At 45.4% G+C, this 20,679-nt stretch carries 20 protein-coding genes; 8 read left to right on the forward strand and 12 right to left on the reverse strand.

The genetic code is table 11. The annotated features are described in order from the left end of the window. Nucleotides 1–53: 53 nt before the first annotated feature. Both dacB and HQ865_RS14120 read right to left on the reverse strand, forming a co-directional pair. Nucleotides 54–1,460, reverse strand: coding sequence for a D-alanyl-D-alanine carboxypeptidase/D-alanyl-D-alanine endopeptidase (dacB, locus tag HQ865_RS14115; RefSeq protein WP_173415505.1), 1,407 nt, complete (start codon nt 1,458–1,460; stop codon nt 54–56). Continuing rightward, nucleotides 1,435–2,898 carry an APC family permease gene (locus tag HQ865_RS14120; RefSeq protein ID WP_173415506.1) on the reverse strand — a complete coding sequence of 488 codons (1,464 nt, stop codon included), beginning with the start codon at nt 2,896–2,898 and terminating at the stop codon, nt 1,435–1,437. Before HQ865_RS14120 ends, dacB begins: the two co-directional genes overlap by 26 nt. Nucleotides 2,899–3,222: 324 nt before the next feature. Between HQ865_RS14120 and HQ865_RS14125 the strand changes: the two genes are divergently transcribed. Beyond that, nucleotides 3,223–5,481 carry a sodium-translocating pyrophosphatase gene (locus HQ865_RS14125; protein WP_173415507.1) on the forward strand — a complete coding sequence of 753 codons (2,259 nt, stop codon included), beginning with the start codon at nt 3,223–3,225 and terminating at the stop codon, nt 5,479–5,481. A gap of 76 nt (nt 5,482–5,557) precedes the next feature. On the opposite strand, the gene HQ865_RS14130 is transcribed toward HQ865_RS14125, so the two are convergent. From HQ865_RS14130 to HQ865_RS14140, 3 genes are read right to left on the reverse strand one after another with little or no spacing between them, the layout of a single operon-like run. Beyond that, nucleotides 5,558–5,815: a type II toxin-antitoxin system RelE family toxin gene (locus tag HQ865_RS14130; RefSeq protein WP_173415508.1), complete on the reverse strand. Its 258-nt coding sequence runs from the start codon at nt 5,813–5,815 to the stop codon at nt 5,558–5,560. Further along, nucleotides 5,815–6,015 (reverse strand): hypothetical protein, encoded by a 201-nt coding sequence (locus HQ865_RS14135; RefSeq protein WP_173415509.1) that lies wholly within the window; start codon nt 6,013–6,015, stop codon nt 5,815–5,817. The genes HQ865_RS14130 and HQ865_RS14135 overlap by 1 nt, the downstream gene beginning before the upstream one ends. A gap of 60 nt (nt 6,016–6,075) precedes the next feature. Next, on the reverse strand, nt 6,076–6,330 hold the full coding sequence (locus HQ865_RS14140) for a hypothetical protein (RefSeq protein ID WP_173415510.1): 255 nt from the start codon (nt 6,328–6,330) through the stop codon (nt 6,076–6,078). A gap of 142 nt (nt 6,331–6,472) precedes the next feature. On the opposite strand from HQ865_RS14140, the gene ctlX reads away from it, so the two are divergent. After that, nucleotides 6,473–7,393 carry a citrulline utilization hydrolase CtlX gene (gene ctlX, locus HQ865_RS14145; protein WP_202020390.1) on the forward strand — a complete coding sequence of 307 codons (921 nt, stop codon included), beginning with the start codon at nt 6,473–6,475 and terminating at the stop codon, nt 7,391–7,393. 37 nt (nt 7,394–7,430) lie between these two features. After that, complete coding sequence (locus HQ865_RS14150; RefSeq protein WP_173415511.1) at nt 7,431–8,021, forward strand: RDD family protein; 591 nt, start codon at nt 7,431–7,433, stop codon at nt 8,019–8,021. A gap of 158 nt (nt 8,022–8,179) precedes the next feature. Here the strand turns inward: HQ865_RS14150 and HQ865_RS14155 are convergent, their stop codons facing one another. From HQ865_RS14155 to HQ865_RS14180, 6 genes are all read right to left on the reverse strand, one after another. Then, on the reverse strand, nt 8,180–9,616 hold the full coding sequence (locus HQ865_RS14155; protein ID WP_173415512.1) for a hypothetical protein: 1,437 nt from the start codon (nt 9,614–9,616) through the stop codon (nt 8,180–8,182). After that, nucleotides 9,613–10,605 carry an aspartyl protease family protein gene (locus tag HQ865_RS14160; protein WP_173415513.1) on the reverse strand — a complete coding sequence of 331 codons (993 nt, stop codon included), beginning with the start codon at nt 10,603–10,605 and terminating at the stop codon, nt 9,613–9,615. The genes HQ865_RS14155 and HQ865_RS14160 overlap by 4 nt, the downstream gene beginning before the upstream one ends. A 304-nt stretch (nt 10,606–10,909) precedes the next feature. After that, nucleotides 10,910–11,587: an ATP-binding cassette domain-containing protein gene (locus tag HQ865_RS14165; RefSeq protein WP_173415514.1), complete on the reverse strand. Its 678-nt coding sequence runs from the start codon at nt 11,585–11,587 to the stop codon at nt 10,910–10,912. Beyond that, entirely contained in the window at nt 11,559–11,876 is a 318-nt protein-coding gene (locus tag HQ865_RS14170; RefSeq protein WP_173415515.1) for a hypothetical protein, read from the reverse strand. The genes HQ865_RS14165 and HQ865_RS14170 overlap by 29 nt, the downstream gene beginning before the upstream one ends. A 70-nt stretch (nt 11,877–11,946) precedes the next feature. Further along, nucleotides 11,947–12,195 carry a hypothetical protein gene (locus HQ865_RS14175; RefSeq protein ID WP_173415516.1) on the reverse strand — a complete coding sequence of 83 codons (249 nt, stop codon included), beginning with the start codon at nt 12,193–12,195 and terminating at the stop codon, nt 11,947–11,949. A 314-nt stretch (nt 12,196–12,509) separates the two neighbouring features. Then, entirely contained in the window at nt 12,510–13,904 is a 1,395-nt protein-coding gene (locus tag HQ865_RS14180; protein WP_173415517.1) for an arginine decarboxylase, read from the reverse strand. Nucleotides 13,905–14,154: 250 nt separating this feature from the next. Between HQ865_RS14180 and HQ865_RS14185 the strand changes: the two genes are divergently transcribed. The 5 genes from HQ865_RS14185 to HQ865_RS14205 all read left to right on the forward strand — a co-directional run bounded on the left by HQ865_RS14185 (nt 14,155) and on the right by HQ865_RS14205 (nt 18,720). After that, nucleotides 14,155–14,940 (forward strand): PhzF family phenazine biosynthesis protein, encoded by a 786-nt coding sequence (locus HQ865_RS14185; RefSeq protein WP_173415518.1) that lies wholly within the window; start codon nt 14,155–14,157, stop codon nt 14,938–14,940. Nucleotides 14,941–15,172: 232 nt separating this feature from the next. Beyond that, nucleotides 15,173–16,147 carry a cation diffusion facilitator family transporter gene (locus HQ865_RS14190; protein WP_173415519.1) on the forward strand — a complete coding sequence of 325 codons (975 nt, stop codon included), beginning with the start codon at nt 15,173–15,175 and terminating at the stop codon, nt 16,145–16,147. Beyond that, nucleotides 16,147–16,614: an NUDIX domain-containing protein gene (locus HQ865_RS14195; RefSeq protein WP_173415520.1), complete on the forward strand. Its 468-nt coding sequence runs from the start codon at nt 16,147–16,149 to the stop codon at nt 16,612–16,614. Before HQ865_RS14190 ends, HQ865_RS14195 begins: the two co-directional genes overlap by 1 nt. A gap of 72 nt (nt 16,615–16,686) precedes the next feature. After that, on the forward strand, nt 16,687–17,964 hold the full coding sequence (bioA, locus tag HQ865_RS14200) for an adenosylmethionine--8-amino-7-oxononanoate transaminase (RefSeq protein WP_173415521.1): 1,278 nt from the start codon (nt 16,687–16,689) through the stop codon (nt 17,962–17,964). 135 nt (nt 17,965–18,099) lie between these two features. Beyond that, nucleotides 18,100–18,720, forward strand: coding sequence for a hypothetical protein (locus tag HQ865_RS14205; RefSeq protein ID WP_317170037.1), 621 nt, complete (start codon nt 18,100–18,102; stop codon nt 18,718–18,720). Nucleotides 18,721–19,349: 629 nt separating this feature from the next. Here the strand turns inward: HQ865_RS14205 and HQ865_RS14210 are convergent. Next, nucleotides 19,350–20,471, reverse strand: coding sequence for an acyltransferase family protein (locus HQ865_RS14210; RefSeq protein ID WP_173415522.1), 1,122 nt, complete (start codon nt 20,469–20,471; stop codon nt 19,350–19,352). Nucleotides 20,472–20,679: the final 208 nt, after the last annotated feature.

The following is a 20,679-nucleotide window of genomic DNA, read 5'->3' on the forward strand; positions in this document are numbered from 1 at the left end:
AAATATATCAAATATAAAGAGACACGAAGTATCGTGTCTCTACCGTCAATAGATCACTTCAATTCATCCAATGTCCTGAACAGTTTCTGCCGCATGGCGCTGGTCGATCCGCCATAGTTGTTCACGATGATTGCAAAGCAATACTCGCGGCCATTTTTTGTTTGATAGCCGGCATATGAAAGGCCATTGTTAATGGTCCCGCTCTTCATTTTCATGCCATTGTAGGTGGGCAAGCTTTCGTAATAATCAGGGAACCAGGCTTCTGGCTTTACTGTTTTCAATACCTGGGCCAGGGTTTTGGTGGTCACTCTGTCGCCGGGCGATAGGCCGCTGCCGTCAACAATGTTCAGCGCGTCGGGGTCAATACCGCGGGCTTTCCAAAAGTCCTGCAATACTTTTACGCCGTTCATGGTCGATACCGGTTGACCTGCCTTCCAGGCCAATGTTTTCAATAGTTGTTCGGCATACAGATTGATGCTTTTTTGGTTGAGCCAATAGATGATCTTACTTAACTGTGGCGATGCGATGCTTGTTAATGTGGTTCGCATAGCAGGCATTAGTTGACCTGTGGCTACTAATGATGCTGCCGAGGCTGGCCCACCGGTAATAAACCCTAAACGCCTTAAAGTATCAGCCAGGCGAAAGGCTGCATCAAAAGCGGGATCGGGCAAAGCTGCCGAGATACTTTTTTTAGACTGATCGGCAGCGTAAGTACCGCGCAGGTAAAATATTTGATTACCAAGGGGTAAAAAGGCGTAGGCCTTATCGCCGGTACCAGCCGGGGCGTTCAGTAATTCGCTTTTAAACTGGTAATAAGGCATGGCGGGTACAGTGTTGCCTATACCTATAAGGCTACCAACAGAACCTGTCTTTAGTTTGATATCAAACTGATTCTCTCGCCAAACTAAGCCCGATGTACCCGTGCCATAGTAATTGCCCACATCTTGCCAGATCCATCCTTCGGGAATACTTTGCGTACCAAAAACCGATTCGTCGCCAATGATACGGCCGGCGATTTTTTTAATTCCCGCTTTTTGTATAGACGATACTATTGCAGCAAGTACTACACGTTCTTTGGTGTTTTCCCAGCGCCAGCTGCCCAGGGTAGGGTCGCCGCTGCCTTTAATGATGATATCGCCGTTCAGGGTACCATCGGCAGCAATGCTACCGCTGTAGCCTACCTGGGTTTGGTATTGAAAATCTTTCCCCAGCAAATAAAAAGCAGTAGCAGATGTTACCGTTTTCAGGGTAGATGCCGTAGCCAGGCCCATATCGGGGTTAGCAGCGAACACTACATCGCCCGTCTTAGCATCCATCACAGTTAATGATACCGACGCGTAGCGGCACTGACTATCCTGTTGCAGGCGGTTAAAAGCTGTACGTAGTTTAAGCGGCAGGTCCTGCGCGCTGGCTATGCCGGCTACGAACAGTATATTAATTATCAGTACTAATTTCCTCATTTTTGATATAACGCTTAGCCAGGTAATAAATTGGGATACCCGCTAAAACTATATATAAACCACCCCACGAGTATTGTGGTTTGTAGATCAGTAATAAAATACAGAAAGAAATCCCCATCAGCACATAAATAGCCGGCAGGAACGGGTAACCGAAAGCTTTATATGGGCGCTCGGCATTGGGGCGCTCTTTACGCAGGATGAAGATCCCGATAATGGTCAGCACGTAGAAGATCACCACCACCAGCGATATCATATCCAGCAGATCGCCATAGGTGCCGCTCAGGCAAAGCACAGCGGCTACCGCGCACTGTATCCACAAACCGAATGAAGGCACTGCGGCATTGTTCAATGTACCGGCTTTTTTAAAGAACAAACCATCCTTAGCCATGGTATAGTATACACGTGCCCCTGCCAGGATCAATCCGTTGTTACAGCCGAAGGTAGATATCATGATCATTACGGCGATCACCATGGTACCGATGTTTCCGAATATCACCGTCGATGCCGATACCGCCACACGGTCCTTTTCGGCGTTAACGATATCGTGCAGGGGCAATACGCCGGTATACATGATATTGGCCGATACATAGATCACCGTAACGATCAGTGTACCCAAAAATAAACTCAGGCCGATATTGCGTTTCGGGTTCTTCATCTCGCCGGCTATAAAGGTTACGCTGTTCCAGGCATCGCTGCTGAAGATAGAGCCTACCATCGAGGCAGCTATAGCGCCCAGCGCGGCACCAGTTGTTAAGGTGGTGATAGTGCCATCTTTAGCCAAGTTGTGCAAACTCCAGGCATTGGTCCAGTTGGCGTGCCAAACCTCGGGGTTGCGCATAATAAAACCAAATACGATCAGTCCGAATAAACTCAACAGTTTGGTAAGTGTAAAGGTAGTTTGGATGATCTTGCCGCTTTTTACACCACGGGTATTGATAAAAGTGAGCAGAACTATCAGCAATATCGATACCAGTTGGGCGGCGTTCAGCGCGAATACATGCGGCGTGCCATCGGCTTTTGCACCCCAGGTAAACTGGTACAGGATATGATCTTCGCTTACAGGCGGATAAAGGTAAGCCAAAAACTTAGAGAAAGCCACGCCAACGGCAGCAATAGTGCCGGTTTGTATTACAGCGAAGAAACTCCAGCCATATAAAAAGGCAATGAGTTTGTTATATGATTCCTTCAGATAAATATACTGACCGCCGGCTTTGGGGAACATGCCGCTTAACTCGCCATAACTTACGGCGGCGGTCAAAGTCATAAAACCGGTGATGAGCCATACCAGTATCAGCCAGCCCGACGAGCCTACGTTGCGCACAATATCGGCACTAACAATAAAAATACCCGAGCCTATCATAGATCCGGCTACCAGCATGGTACCATCCAATAGGCCCAGCGCGTGTTTCAGTTTTGGTTTATCCGAGTTTTCCTGCATCTGCAATAAAAGGTTTAATGAAAGGTTTAAAGCCCTAAACTATTAAAAAAGATCAGATATTTTATTTCCGTTATTTATTAATTCCGTTACATACGGGGTAAAAGGCATTTATTAACACCACTTTTTACGGTCTGAGATTATTCCCAATCAGCTTCTAAAACCCCGTAAAGAGGGTGTTTCCTGTATATTCAATATATTCTTTCATATATTCCATATAGTCTTTCATTATTAACAAAATAAGTTTGGTAATTAGGCATTAAGCACTATTTTTACGTCCTTTCGTTTTTTAACGTAAAAACAAAATAATAAACCTAATAGAGAACTATGGATTTTTTGAACACTTACTTAATTTATCTTATTCCCGTATTTGGCCTCATCGGTATCCTGTTTATGATCAGTAAATCGCTGTGGGTGAGCAAGCAGGACGCCGGCGACAAGAACATGAGCGAACTGGCCGGGTACATTGCCGATGGCGCGATGGCATTTTTACGCGCCGAGTGGAAGATCCTTAGTTACTTTGTAATTATAGCCGCGTTATTGCTGGCTTATTCAGGCACTACGGTAGAAAATTCGAGCCCGCTGATAGCGATATCGTTTATCGTGGGCGCTTTCCTTTCTGCTTTCGCGGGTTTTGTGGGCATGCGTATCGCTACCAAAGCTAACGTTCGCACTACGCAGGCCGCAAAAACCAGTTTATCGCAGGCGTTGAAAGTATCATTTACTGGTGGTACTGTAATGGGTTTGGGCGTGGCTGGTCTGGCTATCATCGGCCTTGGCTCGCTGTTCATCGTATTTTACACCATGTACGTAGTGAATGTTACCGGTAGCAGCGTTAACGGCCCCGCAATGGAGAAAGCGCTGGAAGTACTGGCCGGTTTCTCGCTGGGTGCCGAATCTATCGCCCTGTTTGCCCGTGTGGGTGGCGGTATCTACACCAAAGCTGCCGACGTTGGCGCCGACCTTGTAGGTAAAGTTGAAGCTGGTATCCCTGAGGACGACGTGCGCAACCCCGCTACCATTGCCGATAACGTAGGCGATAACGTAGGTGACGTTGCCGGTATGGGCGCCGATCTGTTCGGATCGTACGTGGCTACTATGCTGGCTACCATGGTGCTGGGCCGCGAATTAGTGGGTGCTGATGGTAATTCTTTACATGACAATTTTGGAGGCATTGGTCCGGTTTTATTACCAATGGTGATTGCCGGTTTAGGGTTAATATTCTCGATTGTTGGTGCAGCATTTGTTCGTATTAAAAACGAGACTGATAATGTGCAAAGAGCTTTAAATATTGGCAACTGGGCATCTATTATTTTTACAACCATTGCTACATTTTTTGTAGTGAACTGGATGTTACCATCCGGAAGCATGCATATGCTGCGTGACGAGGACAGTGCGCATGTTGTAAAGCTTGGCGTTTCACAATTCGATAAAACAGGGGTATTCCTTTCCATTGTGGTAGGTTTAGTGGTAGGTACCTTAATGTCTATTATTACCGAATATTATACCGCTATGGGCAAACGCCCGGTATTGAGCATCATTAACCAATCATCAACAGGCCACGCTACCAATATTATTGGCGGTTTGGCTATCGGGATGGAATCGACCGTGATGCCGATCTTAGTACTGGCAGCCGGTATATATGGTTCGTACCATTTTGCAGGATTATATGGTGTATCTATCGCCGCTGCGGGTATGATGTCGACCACCGCTATGCAATTAGCTATCGACGCGTTCGGCCCAATTGCCGATAACGCCGGTGGTATAGCCGAAATGAGCCAGCTACCCGAAGAAGTGCGCCACCGTACCGATAACCTGGATGCTGTAGGTAACACTACCGCTGCTACCGGTAAAGGTTTCGCTATCGCTTCGGCTGCTTTAACCTCGCTGGCTCTGTTCGCCGCTTTCGTAGGTGTTGCAGGTATCGACCATATCGATATTTATAAAGCCGACGTATTGGCCGGCCTATTCATAGGCGGTATGATCCCATTCATCTTCTCGGCCCTGTGTATCTCGGCCGTAGGCCGTGCGGCCATGTCGATGGTACACGAAGTTCGCCGCCAGTTCCGCGAGATCCCGGGCATTATGGAGTACAAGGCAAAACCTGAGTACGAGAAATGCGTGGAGATATCAACCCAGGCATCGATCCGCGAGATGGTTGCCCCGGGCATGATCGCGCTGATCACCCCGATCATTATCGGTTTCGCTTTCGGCCCCGAAGTATTGGGCGGCTTATTAGCTGGTGTTACCGTATCGGGCGTACTGATGGGTATCTTCCAAAGTAATGCCGGTGGTGCATGGGATAATGCTAAAAAATCGTTTGAAAAAGGCGTGGAGATTAACGGCGAGATCTACTACAAAAAATCAGAGCCGCACAAAGCATCGGTTACCGGTGATACCGTAGGCGATCCCTTCAAAGATACTTCAGGCCCATCTATGAATATCCTGATCAAACTGATGTCGATCGTATCGCTGGTTATCGCGCCGCACCTGCACAAAGAGGTGAATGGTAATGAGCGTCTGCAAAAGGAATTGCAGCAACGATCGAACATTACGCATACTATACATGTGGATAAGAAAGCGTAAGTATCTTTTTAATAAAACGCAGAAGGGCGCTCAAATTGAGCGCCCTTCTGCGTTTGTATACCTTATAATTAACCTATTAATTATAAATATCCCTCCTATGACCAAGGGCAACAACATCTATTAATAGTATCTTATCAAAGATCTCGTAAATAATGCGATAGTCGTTTACCCTGATGCGGTAAGCTTCACGACCTTTCAACTTCTTGCAATTATTGGGCCGTGGATCGGTAGCCAATCCTTCTATAGCTTCTATCAGCTTAACGGCAACATTATCCGTCAATTTATTCAATTGCTTTTGAGCCGTTTTTGAAATGGTGATCTGATGGATTGGCATTATTTTGCAGCACGTTGCTTCAAATAAGCATCGAACGGCATCGAGGACTCATTCGCGTTCTTAACTTTATCATAAAGTTTAACATCATCCATATCCTCCAATTCCTGTATCATACGTTCGTATTCATCCACAGGTAAAACAACAGATATCCGCTCGCCGTTTTCGTTGGTTATGTATTGAGGTCTTACTAAAGTTAGCATGATCTTTTATTTAGTAAGTAAATTTACGAAAACAAGTCTGTTTATACAACAAGCCGATTTCTACAAACTTCCCGTCAAATATCCCTGTATCTGGTTACAACTTACTAAAAAAGGTTTATCAGTAATAACAATATCAACCTGCTGCCCATTGATGGTATAAGTACCCACTATCTTGCTGCCCAGTAATGGTACGCTGATGGTACCCGAAGTTTCATCGCCGCTGAAAGTGCCGCCCTGCGTTTGCACTTTAGTGCGCAGGCTGTTGATCAGGTCGGCGGCGGGCTGTGTAAAAGGTATATTGATATTGCAAGCCATGGTAATTTTTTTAGAACGGGCAATGTTAGGTAATTTTTCGGATACCCGTATGTTGTTTTAACGAATGGTTTGTGATAAAGTTTGACCAAACAGTTTTCGTAGTATCCGTCAATCTTGTAGCTTTGTTATCATACCTAAAAACATGAACTACCCTACCACCCTATTGATGATACGCCCGGTTAGCTTTGGCTTTAACCCGCAAACGGCAGGCAGCAACGCGTTCCAAAAAGCCGATGCTGAACAGCAGCAGGTGCAGGATAAAGCCTTGCAGGAGTTTGATAACTTTGTGAGCATCCTGCGCGCGAATGGCGTTAACGTGATTGTTATTGATGATACTGCCGAGCCGCATACGCCCGATTCCATCTTCCCTAACAACTGGGTGTCGTTCCATAGTACAGGTGATATTTTGCTGTACCCCATGCAGGCCGAGAACCGTCGGCTGGAGCGCCGTGAAGATATCATTACCCAACTGGAAGACCAGTTTGCAGTGCGCCATGTGATAGACCTGAGCCGCTACGAACAGCAGCACAAGTTTTTAGAAGGTACCGGCAGCATGGTTTTAGATCGCGAAAATCAACTGGCCTATGCCTGCCTTTCGCCGCGCACCGATAAGGATGTGCTTGACGATTTTTGCAGGCAAACCGGCTACAGCCCGGTGCTGTTTCACGCTTTTGATCAACACGGACAGGCCATTTACCATACTAACGTACTGATGTGCATGGCCGAACGCTTTGTGGTGATCTGCCTCGATAGTATTACCGACCCAAAGGAGCGCGAGACGGTGGTAGCTTCATTCTACAGCACGCAGAAGAACATCTTCGATATCAGCTTTGAGCAGATGAACCAGTTTGCCGGTAATATGCTGGAGGTTTTTAATGCCGAGGGTGAAAGCCTGCTGGTAATGTCGGGCAGTGCTTACCGATCGTTATCACCGCAACAGGTGCATACCCTGCAGCAGTTCTCGCGATTGGTTTATGCAGATATACCTACCATTGAGCGTAATGGCGGGGGAAGCGCGAGATGTATGATGGCAGAGGTGAGGTTGGTGCCGCTTGGGCAGTGATCAGGAAGAATACGATAGCGACATATTTTAAGTATAAATGACCAGGATCATATCTTTTGTTTTATTTAACAAACTCACGTTAAGCATGTTTCGCCCAACAGTACAGATATTACCCAATCGTTTTCGTTGCGGTATATCAGAGTATTTTTATTGGGGCTATACCCTTTTAACAGTCCTTTTCCCATTTGTCGGCTTTGTAGCGCTTCTCAATATCATTTTAGGGGATCCATTAGCTCATCATGAAATAAAATCTGCGCCCATAATTATGGCCGCTGTCAGCTTCTCTATATTGCTTAATAAAGACTTTTATAATGGTAAGAGTGTACCAAAGCGGATATTAGGATATCAAGTGCAAAATTTCAGAACTGGCGAAGCCGCAACACCTATCCGGTGCATTGTCAGAAATATCACAATGGTACTTTTACCTATCGAGCTCACATTTATGTTACTTGAAACACCACGCCGGTTGGGAGATTACATCGCAGGTACCATAGTCGTCGAAACCGAAACAGAAGACCCCAAACGTATACTTATTGAAATTGAAGCGAGTAAAGGTGAATATGGTAAAACTATTATTTTGACCGCTGTATGTATCGGATTTATTTATGGGATACCTTTTTATTTATAAACAACTATTTAAACTGCTTAAAGCTTGTTAGTTGAAGATAAAATTATTTAAGCCTGTGGCTTAAATAGCTGAGCTAATTATTTATTTAAGCGGGACGCTTAAAATCAGATGCGACCAAGCTACAAGCTTGGTCGGGTTTAGCCGGATAATCAATATCCTCATTCTATCCACACCACCGAGTTCCCGGTATTAAATTCGTTTTGCTCCCATTGCTTGTTGGTATTGTCCAGCACCCACTCCCCGTCTACAATAAACTTATAGAGGCATTTGCCGGGTTTAAGGCGAATGCTGATGGTCCAGGTGTCGCCGGTGTGGGCAAGGGTGTAGCCGCCCTCGTCCCAATCGTTAAAATTGCCGGCCAGGCGCACCGTTTTTGCCCGGTTAAAGCCTTTCAGGGTAAATGTATGATTAGGTTTTACCGATACGGAAGAATTGGACTGCCCGTCAAGATTAGCCAGATGCGGGTTCGTCGGGTCGGTCATCCAGCGGCCATCCACAATAAACTTGTACTGGTAATTCCCTGCTGCCAGGGTATACGGGAAAGCCCAACCGGTGGCGGTTTTCTGCATGTAAATATCGTCGGGTTTCCAATTGTTAAATGTACCGGCAACGCAAACCTTACTGGCGTTTTTAAAACCATCCAGCTTAAAGTTAACCACCTCACCAAGGCTCAGCACCGATCTGGCCGCACCATTGGCATCCTTGTTGGTAACCGGGTTTTGCGGGTCGGTTATCCATTCGCCGTCCACCATAAAGCGGTAGGCATAAATACCATCGTGCAGGTATAAAGGCGCCTCCCAGCCATTAAAGGTCCGGCGCAGCGGGATTTGATTGATCGCCCAATTATTAAAATTACCAGCCACGCTTACCCTATTGGCCGACGCGTAGCCAGGCAGCTTAAATTTGTAATTATACCGGTAGTAGATGGAGTTGGTATTCCCTACGCCATCATCCTGCATAATACGGTTATTCACGTCGACAGTCCAGCCGCCATTGATAATGAATTTGTAGGCATAAATACCGGGGTCAAGCTTAAGGTCCGTTATCCACCCGCTATCGGTACGTATCATTACGCCTTTGCCGGTACTCCACTCGTTAAAACTACCCGATAACAATACCCTGCGTGCATTCAGGTTGCCGGGAACAAAAAAACGGGTTAAGCCTGATGGCAGCTCGTGAACACTCACGCGCGAGAAGTTATTAACGCCATACAGCACATCGGCAGGATAACCGGGGCGTGCATCGCCGCTTTTATTTAATTGCGTGGTGATCTGCAGCGGTGATGCAGGCAGGTTTGTCGACAGATTTTTCAGGGACAGATCGAACTGAATAAGGTTATCCTGCAATTTAACCACATTCCAGCCATCCTTTTTCATAGCTGTGTAATCGCCCCGTAAAACCATATCGGCTTTGGCCATACTGATACCTGCCGCTTTAAAAATACTATCCAGCTGACTTTTGGGCGAGCGCAGATCGATAAGCAGCACCAGGTGATCCTTCGCCAGCGACAAATTGTTTTTTTGCTGGGCCGTAGCGTAGTTAATAACGCACAGCATCAGCCAAAACAGGACGATATGTTGCTTTATACCCCTCATTTTAATTTGTCGCGATTGTAAATGTACATTTCAAACTCTTTTTTTACGAAATTGATGGTAAAAATCCCCCTCGAAAAAAAGTCGTACCCTAACATAGCATCAACCGAATAGCCATAAGCCGAACCCATTTTGTCCAGATCGGTTACGATGGCTTTATTTTTCAGAAACTCGTGCTCGCCTATTACTAATTTATCAAATTCGGCGGTAATTACATCGTACCGGGCACCGCCTATACCGGTTAGTTTAGCGCGACTGATCACCTGCATAGTGCGCACCAGTTTTTTGTTGCGGTTATAGTCGATCAGGTTACTTTCAGCGCCGGTATCAAAAGCAAACCACATTTTCTCATCGTTAGCGGTACCTTTCAGGTAAACCACATCGTTTAAAAACTTAAAAGGTGTTTTGATGTCGGCTTGCCCAAAGATGCGTTCGGCTTCAGGCACGTTGCCTTTATCATCAAGCTTGTGGATATAGAGCACGCTTTGCACCACATCTACTGTGATGGCAAATTTGGTAAACAGCCGTGTGCCCAACAGTCCCAGCACTTTAATGTTACGGCCGTTCTCGATGCCCGACAGATCGCACACATCAGCCGAAAGCTTATCGTAATTCAACTCGAACATAGATAAGTGCTTAATGGCTGTTTTAAAGGGCCGTTCAGCTTCACCGTTAACGCCACCCGACTCCTTATCCTCGATATGGGGGGCATCCCTGAAATACGTTTTATTCAGCACCAGGCAGGGCGCGCCGGTATCCAATATAAAATTGCCGTAAACCGAATCTACCTGGGCCTCGACCACGATCAGGTTACCCACCTTTTTAAACGGAACGATCAGCGTTTTAAAATCGCCGTAAGGTTCGGGGTCAGGTTCGATGGATTGAGTTTTAAAAACGATATGTCGTGCGGGCTGCGGATGGCGCATAGCGTTTGCCTTGATGCATATCCCCAGTAAAGGGATCAGTAGCAGGTATAGGCAAAGTGCGCGCATTGGGGTTGATGTATTAATTACACTGTATAGACAACCAAAGGTAGGTAAACGTTACAGCGTGAATTGTTAAAAAGGGTTAACTATTCAACAGCTCAAGCGTCTACGATTACATTAACGTAAGCATGCGCGTGCGATTAACGTAATGATAATACTCCTTTTGACTAAAGCCCTCACCTTTCTGTTTAATTAACCGCCCCATAAAGGGGACGGCAATGAAGATAAAACAGCGGCGATTTTCATTGCCGTTGGTTTTAACCAACGGAACCTGATAAAGCAAGCAATTGGCTTCAGCCAAACCTCCGACTCACATTCTGCTCAGATATCCATACCTTACCAATTCTTCCGGATCAGAAAGATGCCGCGTATATCCATTATCTATCAGGATGATCCGGTCGCTCACATCAACAATATTATAGTATTGATGATCGGTAACAATGATGCCCTTGGTTTTAGCTGCCTTCCGCAACTGTTGCTTAAACACATCCGATTGCACAGGCGATACATGCGTAAAAGGTTCATCCAGCAATATAAAATCGGCATTGCTGTATAATATCATCAGCATTTCCAGTTGGCGTAGCTCGCCACCGGATAGCTTGTCGGTTTGCTTTTGGCCGTGCATAATGTAAGCAGGCGATGCGGCAAATTCGTCCCAATGCTTTTCGGCTACCAATGTTCTGGCTAACTGATCTACCCGCATACCCCGCGGTAGGTAATTATGCTGCGGCAGGTAGGCAATGCGGGTATCTATAAATCCCCGGCGGATGTACTGATCGTTAATGCTTACATATTTATACTGCGGCGTCAGCGTACCGAAGATGATCTTCAACAGGCAGGATTTACCGCAACCGTTACGCCCCAGCAGGCCAACTATTTCGCCCTGTTTACAATCCAGGTAAACATCCCTTAAGATATACCTGTCGCCGAACGACAAGGCCACGCTATCAACCTTTAAATTAAGCGGCTGCATGGGTAATGAGTGCATAAATGATGAGAAATAGGGCGCAAACGCACATGTCCATAATGAAGCTACCTATGTATATGCGCCTGATAGGAATGCCCGCGTTGCGGTAAAAGTAAAAACTATTGTGGTGCATATAAGCGTGATGGGCCACCGCGCAAATAAACCCTACCAATTTACCAAGTAAGGCCAGTATTAAAAAGTGCCTTCGGGTAGCCAGGCCCATTACCGTGGTAGCGGCAACGGTGAACAGCAGGTTATGAAATAGTAGCAGCCGGTAATATTGCCAGGTAAGCGTGGTAAGGCGATTCAATTGTTTGGGTTTGATCCATATAAATACGCAGATCAGCCAAATAAATTGTATTGGTATCAGATTTTAGTAATTAGTCGGCAGCATACCAGGTATAGCGTTCTATTTCATCGGCCAGCAGGTGTAAAATCTCTTCGTCTACAGCGCCGGTGTTTTTGCAGATGTGCAATATCTGCCGCGCATCAGGTTCAAAGCCAGCCACCAGTTGATCATCCCTGAATACCTCGAACTTACAATGCCCGCTATCATGATGCGGCAGATCGGCTACTTCAAAATTGTAGGTCTTTTCATCCTTAGTTACGCTGATGTGGTGCCTGTTCATTTGGTATGTTTACTAAACTAACAACTTACCTAAAGATTAGTTTGATAAGCAAAATAGTATTAGATGGCATTCATTTTGCTCTTTTATATATTCCAAAAAGGTTAACACAATTTAACACAATTTAGGTTAAAATTGTAATTAAATTACTAATAATCAACTATTTAACTAAAAAAGACTTAAAAAACATGTTAACCCTGTAAACCTATACTATTTTATTGCCATAGTATTGCCATAGTATTGCGGCAAACATAAAAAAAGGTGCTTCAGCAAAAACAGCGAAGCACCTTTATCCTTTTACCTTTAAGCTTTAGCCTTTAGGTAGTGTAACCCAAAATCTTCAATACCTGTTTACTGTTCTGCTCTTCGCCAAACACCTCGAAGTTAAACGTCTCATCGCGGTTGCGGCGAATGATCACGTGCTTAGGCGATGGCAGCAGGCAATGGTGAATACCACCGTAGCCGCTCAGCACTTCCTGGTAAGCGCCGGTATTGAAAAAGCCCAGGTATTGCACCTTACGGGTTTTTGGCATAAACACGCTGTTCATGTGCGCTTCCTGATTGTAATAGTCTTGTCCATCGCAGGTAATGCCGCCAAGGTTCACACGCTCGTATTCGCTATCCCAATTGTTAACGGGTAGCAGGATGTATTTTTGGTTCAATGCCCAAACATCCGGCAGATTAGTAATGAATGATCCATCCAGCATCAACCAGCGTTCGCGGTCGTTTTGTTGTTTACGGCCTAATACTTTGTACAATATGCCCGATGCTTCGGCCACGGTATATTTACCAAATTCGGTAATAATATCCGGTTCCATGGTATCGTGTTCGGCGCAGATCTCTTTAATACGGCTCACGATCTCATTGATCATGTACTCGTAATCAAAATCAAACACCAGCGAATCTTTAAACGGCATACCGCCGCCAATATCCAGCGTATCCAGGTGCGGGTTTACCTTTTTAAACTTGCAGTAAAGCGTTACGTATTTCTCCAGCTCATTCCAGTAGTATGGCGTATCGCTGATGCCCGAGTTGATAAAGAAATGCAGCAATTTTACCTGGAAGTTAGGGTTATCCTCTATCTTGTTATGATAAAAATCGATCACATCCTCCATTCTTATCCCCAGGCGCGAGGTGTAAAATTGCGAGTCTGGCTGCTCTTCGGCCGCGATACGGATACCGAGATTACATGGGGTATCCATTTCAATCTCATCATCGTACAGGTTAAATTCCTCTTTATTATCCAGCACGGGGATGATGTTCTTGAACCCGTCGTGTAGCATATCGATAATGTAGGTTTTATACTGATAGGTTTTAAAGCCGTTGCAGATCACGGTCATGTCCTTGCTCAGCGCGCCTTTTTTCTCCAGGGCATCAATCATCGGCATATCAAAGGCCGACGATGTTTCCAGGTGGATCTCATTCTTCAGCGCCTCTTCTACAATATGCTTAAAGTGCGAACTTTTGGTGCAATAACAATATTTATAGGTACCGCGATAATTGTTTTTAATAATAGCCTGCTGAAACAGCAATTTAGCCTGCTGTATCTTTTTAGAAATGATAGGCAGATAGGTAAAGCGTAACGGCGTGCCGTACGTTTCTATCATCTCCATCAAATTCAGGTCGTGGAAGTATAATTCATCTTCAATGATCTCGAAGCCGTCCTGCGGAAAGCCAACGCTCAGATCAAGAAATTCCTGGTAACTCTGCATCTATTAAAAAATTTGTGCAAAAATGTAAAATTAGAACGGTAATATTTACAAATTGTTAGCGATTTTTTGTAGCAGTAAAGTAATATATAACAGGCAGTATTAAACAGATTATGTTTACCTAACCTTATCTTAACAAGCATCTTGGCCGAACCGCTGCTATACCTGTTTTTTCATATCGAATAGGGACAAACATCTGCCTTTCGGTCTTTTCCGACTTCCGGACTTCCCCGACTATTCCTATCTTAGCCTTATGAACATCCCTATTTACCAGGCTGATGCCTTTACCGATACCCTGTTTGGCGGCAACCCGGCTGCCGTTTGTCCGCTGGCTGAATGGCTGCCTGATGCCACCATGCAAAAGATAGCGCTTGAAAACAACCTGGCCGAGACCGCCTTTTTTGTAAAGACCGATAAAGGCTACCTGCTGCGCTGGTTCACGCCCGAATACGAGATAGACCTGTGCGGCCACGCTACCCTGGCTACCGCGCATATCCTTTTTACCCAATTGGGTTATAGCGATGATACCATTCACTTTGAGACCATGAAGGCCGGCGTGCTTATTGTTACCCGCAACGGCGATAAGTATACGCTCGATTTCCCCTCGCGACCTCCGCAGGTGGCCGAGATTCCAGCGGGGCTGACCGAAGCACTGGGCATGCCCGAGCCAAAGGAGTTTTTACGCTCGCGCGATTTTATGCTGGTTTATGATAATGAGGATGACATCCTGAACTGCAAGCCCGACTTTGCCGCTTTAGGCAAATTTGATGTGGTAGGCATCATCATCACATCGCCGGGTAAAGAGGTTGATTTTGTTTCGCGCTTTTTCGCGCCGTCTGCAGGCATTCCCGAAGACCCGGTTACCGGCTCGGCGCATTGCAACCTGATCCCCTACTGGGCGGACAAATTAGGCAAGAATGAATTGCATGCCTACCAGCAATCGGCCCGCAAAGGCGAATTGTGGTGCGAGTTAAAGGGCGACAGGGTTTTAATGAGCGGCAAGGCGGTTACGTATTTAAAGGGGGAGATATTTATTTAGTCCATGTTCAATAGTTAAAAACATATCGTGATTTCTAACCCCGTATGGCATGTTATTAAGTAGACGGGCAATGTCATTCGTCATTCCGCTGCGCTGTCATTATGCTTCGCACCATTGAGTCATTCTTTATAGTATAAAACGTAAGCACAAAGCCATACGGCGAAATCATATCTATCATTTAAATCAACGGTTCAGACATTATTTTTAACTTTGCGGCATATCTGCATCGCTTTTGAACAACAAAAAAAACATCATCCTCACGGCCCTTATTGTTAGCGTGGTACTGATGACAGCTAAGTTTTTGGCTTACTTTATCACCTACTCAAACTTTGTACTTACCGACGCTGCCGAAAGCATTGTGAACGTAATTGCCAGCGCCTTTGCATTTTACAGCATCTACCTAACATCGCAGCCTAAGGATATTAACCACCCTTACGGCCACGGCAAGGTGGAATTTTTCTCGGTGTTTATAGAGGGGACGCTGATATCGGTAGCCGGTTTGGGCATCCTTGTTAAATCGGTTTACAGCCTGTTTTACCCTGCCGAAATTCACCAACTGATCACTGGTGCCATTATTATCGGCATTACCGGCGCTATCAATGGCGGTTTGGGTTATTATATGATCAACCAGGGGAAAGCGCAACGCTCTATCACTTTGGAGGCCGATGGCAAGCACCTGCTGGCCGATATGGTAACCAGCGCCGGCCTGGTTGTTGGCCTGCTATTGATACATTTCACCAAATTGCTTTGGCTGGATAGCGTGCTTTCTATTGCAGTTGGGTTGTATATCGCGTTTAGCGGTTATAAACTGATACGCCGCTCGGTTGGCGGGTTAATGGATGAAGCTGATTTTGACCTGGTGAATAATGTGATCGGCATACTAAACGACAAGCGCAAACCCGAGTGGATCGACATCCATAACCTGCGCGCACAAAAGTATGGTGCCGAACTGCATATCGACTGCCACCTGACCTTGCCCAACTACTTCGACCTGATAAAGGTGCATGAAGAGGTGGGCATGGTAGATCAATTAATTAACACCGAGGGAAATATCAAAACCGAGTTGTTTATCCATACCGACCCCTGCCTGCCCAATTGTTGCCACTATTGCAGCATGCCGAATTGCCCCATCCGGTCGGAAGAAAAACGGATCGATATTCCGTGGACCATGGTAAACCTTACCCGCAACAAAAAACATTTTGAGTGATGTATAACTTTAACGTACGTGTTTATGGCCTGCTGATTAACGATAACAACGAGATATTGTTAAGCGATGAGCAGGAATATGGGTATCAGTTCATTAAATTCCCCGGCGGCGGCGTAGAATATGGCGAGGGGCTGACCGATGCGCTGAAACGTGAGTTTATGGAGGAATGCTTTGCGGAAATAGCAATTGAAAGGCACTTTTACACCACCGATTTTTTTGTAAAATCGGCCTTTAACGATTCGCAGATCATCAGCGTTTATTACTTAGTGAAGAACATTGCGCCGCTTGATCTGTCTTTCAAGATCATCCCTTACGATTTTGATGAATTAAGCGATGTGATGCAGTCTTTCCGCTGGGTTAAAATAAGCAACCTGACCGAAGACGATGTTACTTTTCCGACAGATAAGCATGTGGTGAAACTATTAACAACCCCTCCCCAACCCCTCCCCGAGGGAGAGGGGCTTTAATTTTATATTTAAAATGGAGAATGGATCTTTAAAACAAGCCCTCCGCTTCGGGGAAGATTTAGGAGGGGTGATATGACACTTACCGAACGCGATCTGAAAGCCATATGGCACCCCTACACACAGATGCAAACCGCCCTGCCCCCTATCCCCATAGTAAAAGGTGATGGCGCGCTGCTGATTGATGAGAATGGTAAGGAGTATATCGACGCGGTATCATCGTGGTGGGTAAATATACACGGACATGCCAATAAATACATTGCCCAAAAAGTAGCCGAACAATTGCTGCAACTGGAGCACGTCATCTTCGCCGGCTTTACTCACAAACCCGCCATTGAGCTGGCCGAGCGCCTGCTGGCTATATTACCCGATAACCAGGCTAAAGCTTTTTACTCGGACAATGGATCGACAGCGGTAGAGGTAGCTATAAAAATGTGCCTGCAGTACTGGCATAACCTGGGTATTAAACGTACCAAGGTGCTTGCTTTTAAAAATGCTTATCACGGTGATACTTTTGGTGCGATGGCCGTAAGCGGGCGCAGCGCCTTTACAGCGGCCTTTGATAACTTGCTGTTCGAGGTGGAATTTATCGACCTGCCGACTGCCGAAAACATGAAACAGCTTAAATCGCGGATCTCCTACCTGCGATCGGAGTTGGCCTGCTTTATTTTTGAGCCGCTGGTGCAGGGTTCGGCGGGGATGATCATGTACGATGCCGCGCTGTTGAACGAACTGATGGCCCATTGCCGTGCCGAGCATATCCTTACCATTGCCGATGAGGTATTTACCGGCTTTGGCCGCACCGGCAAGCGTTTTGCCTGCAACCATGTGCAGGAACAGCCGGATATTATGTGCTTCTCTAAAGGGTTAACGGGCGGCACCATGGCTTTTGGTTTAACTACCTGTACACAACAGATCTACGATGCGTTCCTTTCGGATGATAAGCGGAAAACGCTCTTCCACGGGCACTCTTACACGGCTAACCCGGTAGCTTGCGCAGCCTCCTTAGCCAGTTTAGATCTGTTTTTAGCGCCCGATACCGATGCCAATATCCAGCGTATAGTTAATGCCCACCAGGCATTTGCAGGCAGGATACAAGACCATCCTAAAATTAAAACCATCCGCCAAACCGGCACCATACTGGCTATGGAATGGGAAACCGGCGAGGATACCAGTTACTTCAGTGCGCTGCGCGACAGGCTGTATAGCTACTTTCTTGATGCGGGTATTATTCTGCGCCCGCTGGGTAACGTGATCTATATTTTACCTCCGTATTGCATTACTGATGCCCAGCTGGATTATATTTACCGCAAAATTGAACAGGCGCTGGAGGAAGTCGGAAAGTCCGCGTAAGCCGGAAAGTCTGAAAGAAGCTATCTTGTAAATAAACTAAATATTATCTTCCGGACTTTCCGATTTATGCGGACTTCCGGACTAAAAAAATCTTCCGGACTTTCCGACTTATGCGGACTTTCCGGACTAAAAAATATGAGTATGCAACTGTCATCTCTTTTAAATACCATTGTTAATAACGATACCCTGCACGCCCGTTGGCTGAACACGCTTTCGCTGATGGAGAATACCGGAGCGCGCAAAATATCGGCCAGCGAAGACCCGCAAACGGTTACCTATATTATCCTTAAGCACGCCGCCGAAGAGCATCGCCACGCCTTTTATTTAAAAAAGCAGATAGAGAAATTCCCGGGAAGCAGCTGCCCTACTTATGCCGGCCAATACCTGCTGGCACCGGCCTACAGCAAATACTATTTAAACCAGCTTGATGTGCAGGTTTGCCGCTACCTGAAAAGCGAACTAAACATTAGCGGCGCCGAACTGCGTTTTGCCGCCTACCTGCTGGTTACTTACGCTATTGAAGTGCGCGCCGATGAACTTTACCCGGTTTACCAGGATGTGCTGGATGCGGTTAAAAGCAAAGTGAACGTAAAATCCATCATCCTGGAAGAAGAGGGCCACCTGGAAGAAATGATCAACCAGTTGCAGCAGTTCTCGCCCGAGTGGGAAAAGCACGCGGCAGTTGCTGTTAAGATTGAGACGGTTTTGTTTAATAGCTGGATAAATGGTTTGGGTGAGGAGTTAGGGCAGGCGTAAAATCAAAGTATATTTTTCAGGTTTAACAAAGCGCAACCCGGATCTAAAACACCAAAAATATCCTGCTTTTGGCGTTTTGCTTTTTACCATTTTCAATTTACAAACTTCTATCTATGCGCCGGATGTGGCATGGAAGATATGATACAAGGCGGGGTTTGTACAAAATGTGAGCTTTTCCTCTAATGGGTAACATATTTTCTTTTCTTTAAAAGCCTCTCGAACTTGTTTAAGAAGTCAGTAATTCTCGCGTTATGAATAGTAGCGGATAACCCGGGCGCAGGCAACGCCTCCAAAACCATCAATTACAGGAACAATTACACTGATTGAAATATTTAACAGGACGATTTATCGAGGGATGATCTTTCAGGTAGACGATACAAATGCTATCGCTATTTTTATTTTCAACCTCCACTAACGAATTACCTTCATAATATTTACCAGATCTAAAAAAACGATATACCAATTCGGGGGCATGATATTTAACCCTGATGGTTTTATTTATCAATACCGCTTTCATACACACTCCGTTATTCCTTAGTAAGGCATTCTCAATAAATGGCTTCCCAAATAACCAAAACACTAAAATAAACAAGGTGGCAATACCCAATCGAAATTTCATATCCATGGGCTTACATCCCCACCTTCGGATCCGAGCCGCTTTGTACCTTGGCAAAACCCGATTTGTATTTCAGGAAGCGTTTCTCGAACAATTCGTACGAAGCAATGGAAATGATGATGGTGAACAGGAACACCAGCGGGTAAATAATAAATGAATTGTGCGATATAAAGCGGATGACGATATTAACTACCAGCACGTGCAGCATGTACATACTGTACGATATTTTGCCCAGGTAATCCATCCATTTAAATTCAAGGCTGATGATGCTGGTATCGGTATTTACCAGGTTAAAAATAATAATGCCAAACAGCACCCCATATATTTCCCAATAAAAGTAGCCGAAATTTAAACCAAAGGACAAAAAGCCGATAGCCAGCAGGTAGGCTGCCACCTGTACAAAGGTGCCGGTTAAAAGCTGCCTGGCTTTATTTTCAAAATTCAACAGGCCGAATAACGAACCGATCATCATACAATCTATCTGGAAGATATCCGACAGGTAAAAATCAAGGTCATCCAGCATTTTAAACCGTCCCGTAATCAGCGGAATGAAGTAAAAGGCCAGTTTGATGATGACATACGCGGCCAGCAGGATGATAACTATGCGCTTAAATTGCAGCCTGGTTTTCGACCAGTTCATTAAGAAAGGCCAAACCAGGTAAAACTGTTCCTCTACCCCTATCGACCACGATTGGGCCTGGTACGGAATGGCCCTGAACAGCAGATACTGTATATTAGGTAAAAAGAAGAGTATCAGCAGCGCGTTCTCCCATAAATGATCGTACGGGTTGGGCATTTGCGAGATATGCAGCGCGGGTATGTGTGGCCACACCAGGAAGGCGAGCGCCGCAACAAGAAAGTACAACGGCCAGATGCGCAATATACGCCTGATATAAAACTTCCGGATGGCGATACGTCCAAAGCGTTCCTTTTCTATCACCAATAACGAGGTAATGAGGAAACCGCTGAGCACAAAAAATATATCGACACCTAATTTACCGAAGAGTATAATTATGGGATTATTAAAATAATGATGAAGGCCGTTAAACCACTTATACTGTTCAGTATGGTGAATAATTACCAGTGAAGCAGCTATAAAACGTAACGAATTAAGGTTCTTAAAAAATACCTTCATTTAAATTTAATTCGGAATTATTGAATAATTATGTAAACGAAATTACCGGCCTTCGGGTTTATGTACAGGCTATAATTGATCGTTTTTTAAATAGAATGAGTTACCCAATAATTTATTGTGTCTAAAGTACCTATTTTGTTGGCATAAAAAACACGCTTGATAAAAAAAGAGCCACTTTGTTTAAAGTGGCTCTTTTTTTATACCCCTT

It is taken from the genome of Mucilaginibacter mali (assembly GCF_013283875.1).
Taxonomy (GTDB): Bacteria; Bacteroidota; Bacteroidia; order Sphingobacteriales; family Sphingobacteriaceae; genus Mucilaginibacter; species Mucilaginibacter mali.

Excerpts from the sequence above, each read along its gene's own strand:
- dacB (WP_173415505.1), bottom strand. The coding sequence starts at position 1,460 with ATGAGGAAATTAGTACTGATAATTAATATACTGTTCGTAGCCGGCATA.
- HQ865_RS14120 (WP_173415506.1), bottom strand. The coding sequence starts at position 2,898 with ATGCAGGAAAACTCGGATAAACCAAAACTGAAACACGCGCTGGGCCTA.
- HQ865_RS14125 (WP_173415507.1), top strand. The coding sequence starts at position 3,223 with ATGGATTTTTTGAACACTTACTTAATTTATCTTATTCCCGTATTTGGC.
- HQ865_RS14130 (WP_173415508.1), bottom strand. The coding sequence starts at position 5,815 with ATGCCAATCCATCAGATCACCATTTCAAAAACGGCTCAAAAGCAATTG.
- HQ865_RS14135 (WP_173415509.1), bottom strand. The coding sequence starts at position 6,015 with ATGCTAACTTTAGTAAGACCTCAATACATAACCAACGAAAACGGCGAG.
- HQ865_RS14140 (WP_173415510.1), bottom strand. The coding sequence starts at position 6,330 with ATGGCTTGCAATATCAATATACCTTTTACACAGCCCGCCGCCGACCTG.
- ctlX (WP_202020390.1), top strand. The coding sequence starts at position 6,473 with ATGAACTACCCTACCACCCTATTGATGATACGCCCGGTTAGCTTTGGC.
- HQ865_RS14150 (WP_173415511.1), top strand. The coding sequence starts at position 7,431 with ATGACCAGGATCATATCTTTTGTTTTATTTAACAAACTCACGTTAAGC.
- HQ865_RS14155 (WP_173415512.1), bottom strand. The coding sequence starts at position 9,616 with ATGAGGGGTATAAAGCAACATATCGTCCTGTTTTGGCTGATGCTGTGC.
- HQ865_RS14160 (WP_173415513.1), bottom strand. The coding sequence starts at position 10,605 with ATGCGCGCACTTTGCCTATACCTGCTACTGATCCCTTTACTGGGGATA.
- HQ865_RS14165 (WP_173415514.1), bottom strand. The coding sequence starts at position 11,587 with ATGCACTCATTACCCATGCAGCCGCTTAATTTAAAGGTTGATAGCGTG.
- HQ865_RS14175 (WP_173415516.1), bottom strand. The coding sequence starts at position 12,195 with ATGAACAGGCACCACATCAGCGTAACTAAGGATGAAAAGACCTACAAT.
- HQ865_RS14180 (WP_173415517.1), bottom strand. The coding sequence starts at position 13,904 with ATGCAGAGTTACCAGGAATTTCTTGATCTGAGCGTTGGCTTTCCGCAG.
- HQ865_RS14185 (WP_173415518.1), top strand. The coding sequence starts at position 14,155 with ATGAACATCCCTATTTACCAGGCTGATGCCTTTACCGATACCCTGTTT.
- HQ865_RS14195 (WP_173415520.1), top strand. The coding sequence starts at position 16,147 with ATGTATAACTTTAACGTACGTGTTTATGGCCTGCTGATTAACGATAAC.
- bioA (WP_173415521.1), top strand. The coding sequence starts at position 16,687 with ATGACACTTACCGAACGCGATCTGAAAGCCATATGGCACCCCTACACA.
- HQ865_RS14205 (WP_317170037.1), top strand. The coding sequence starts at position 18,100 with ATGAGTATGCAACTGTCATCTCTTTTAAATACCATTGTTAATAACGAT.
- HQ865_RS14210 (WP_173415522.1), bottom strand. The coding sequence starts at position 20,471 with ATGAAGGTATTTTTTAAGAACCTTAATTCGTTACGTTTTATAGCTGCT.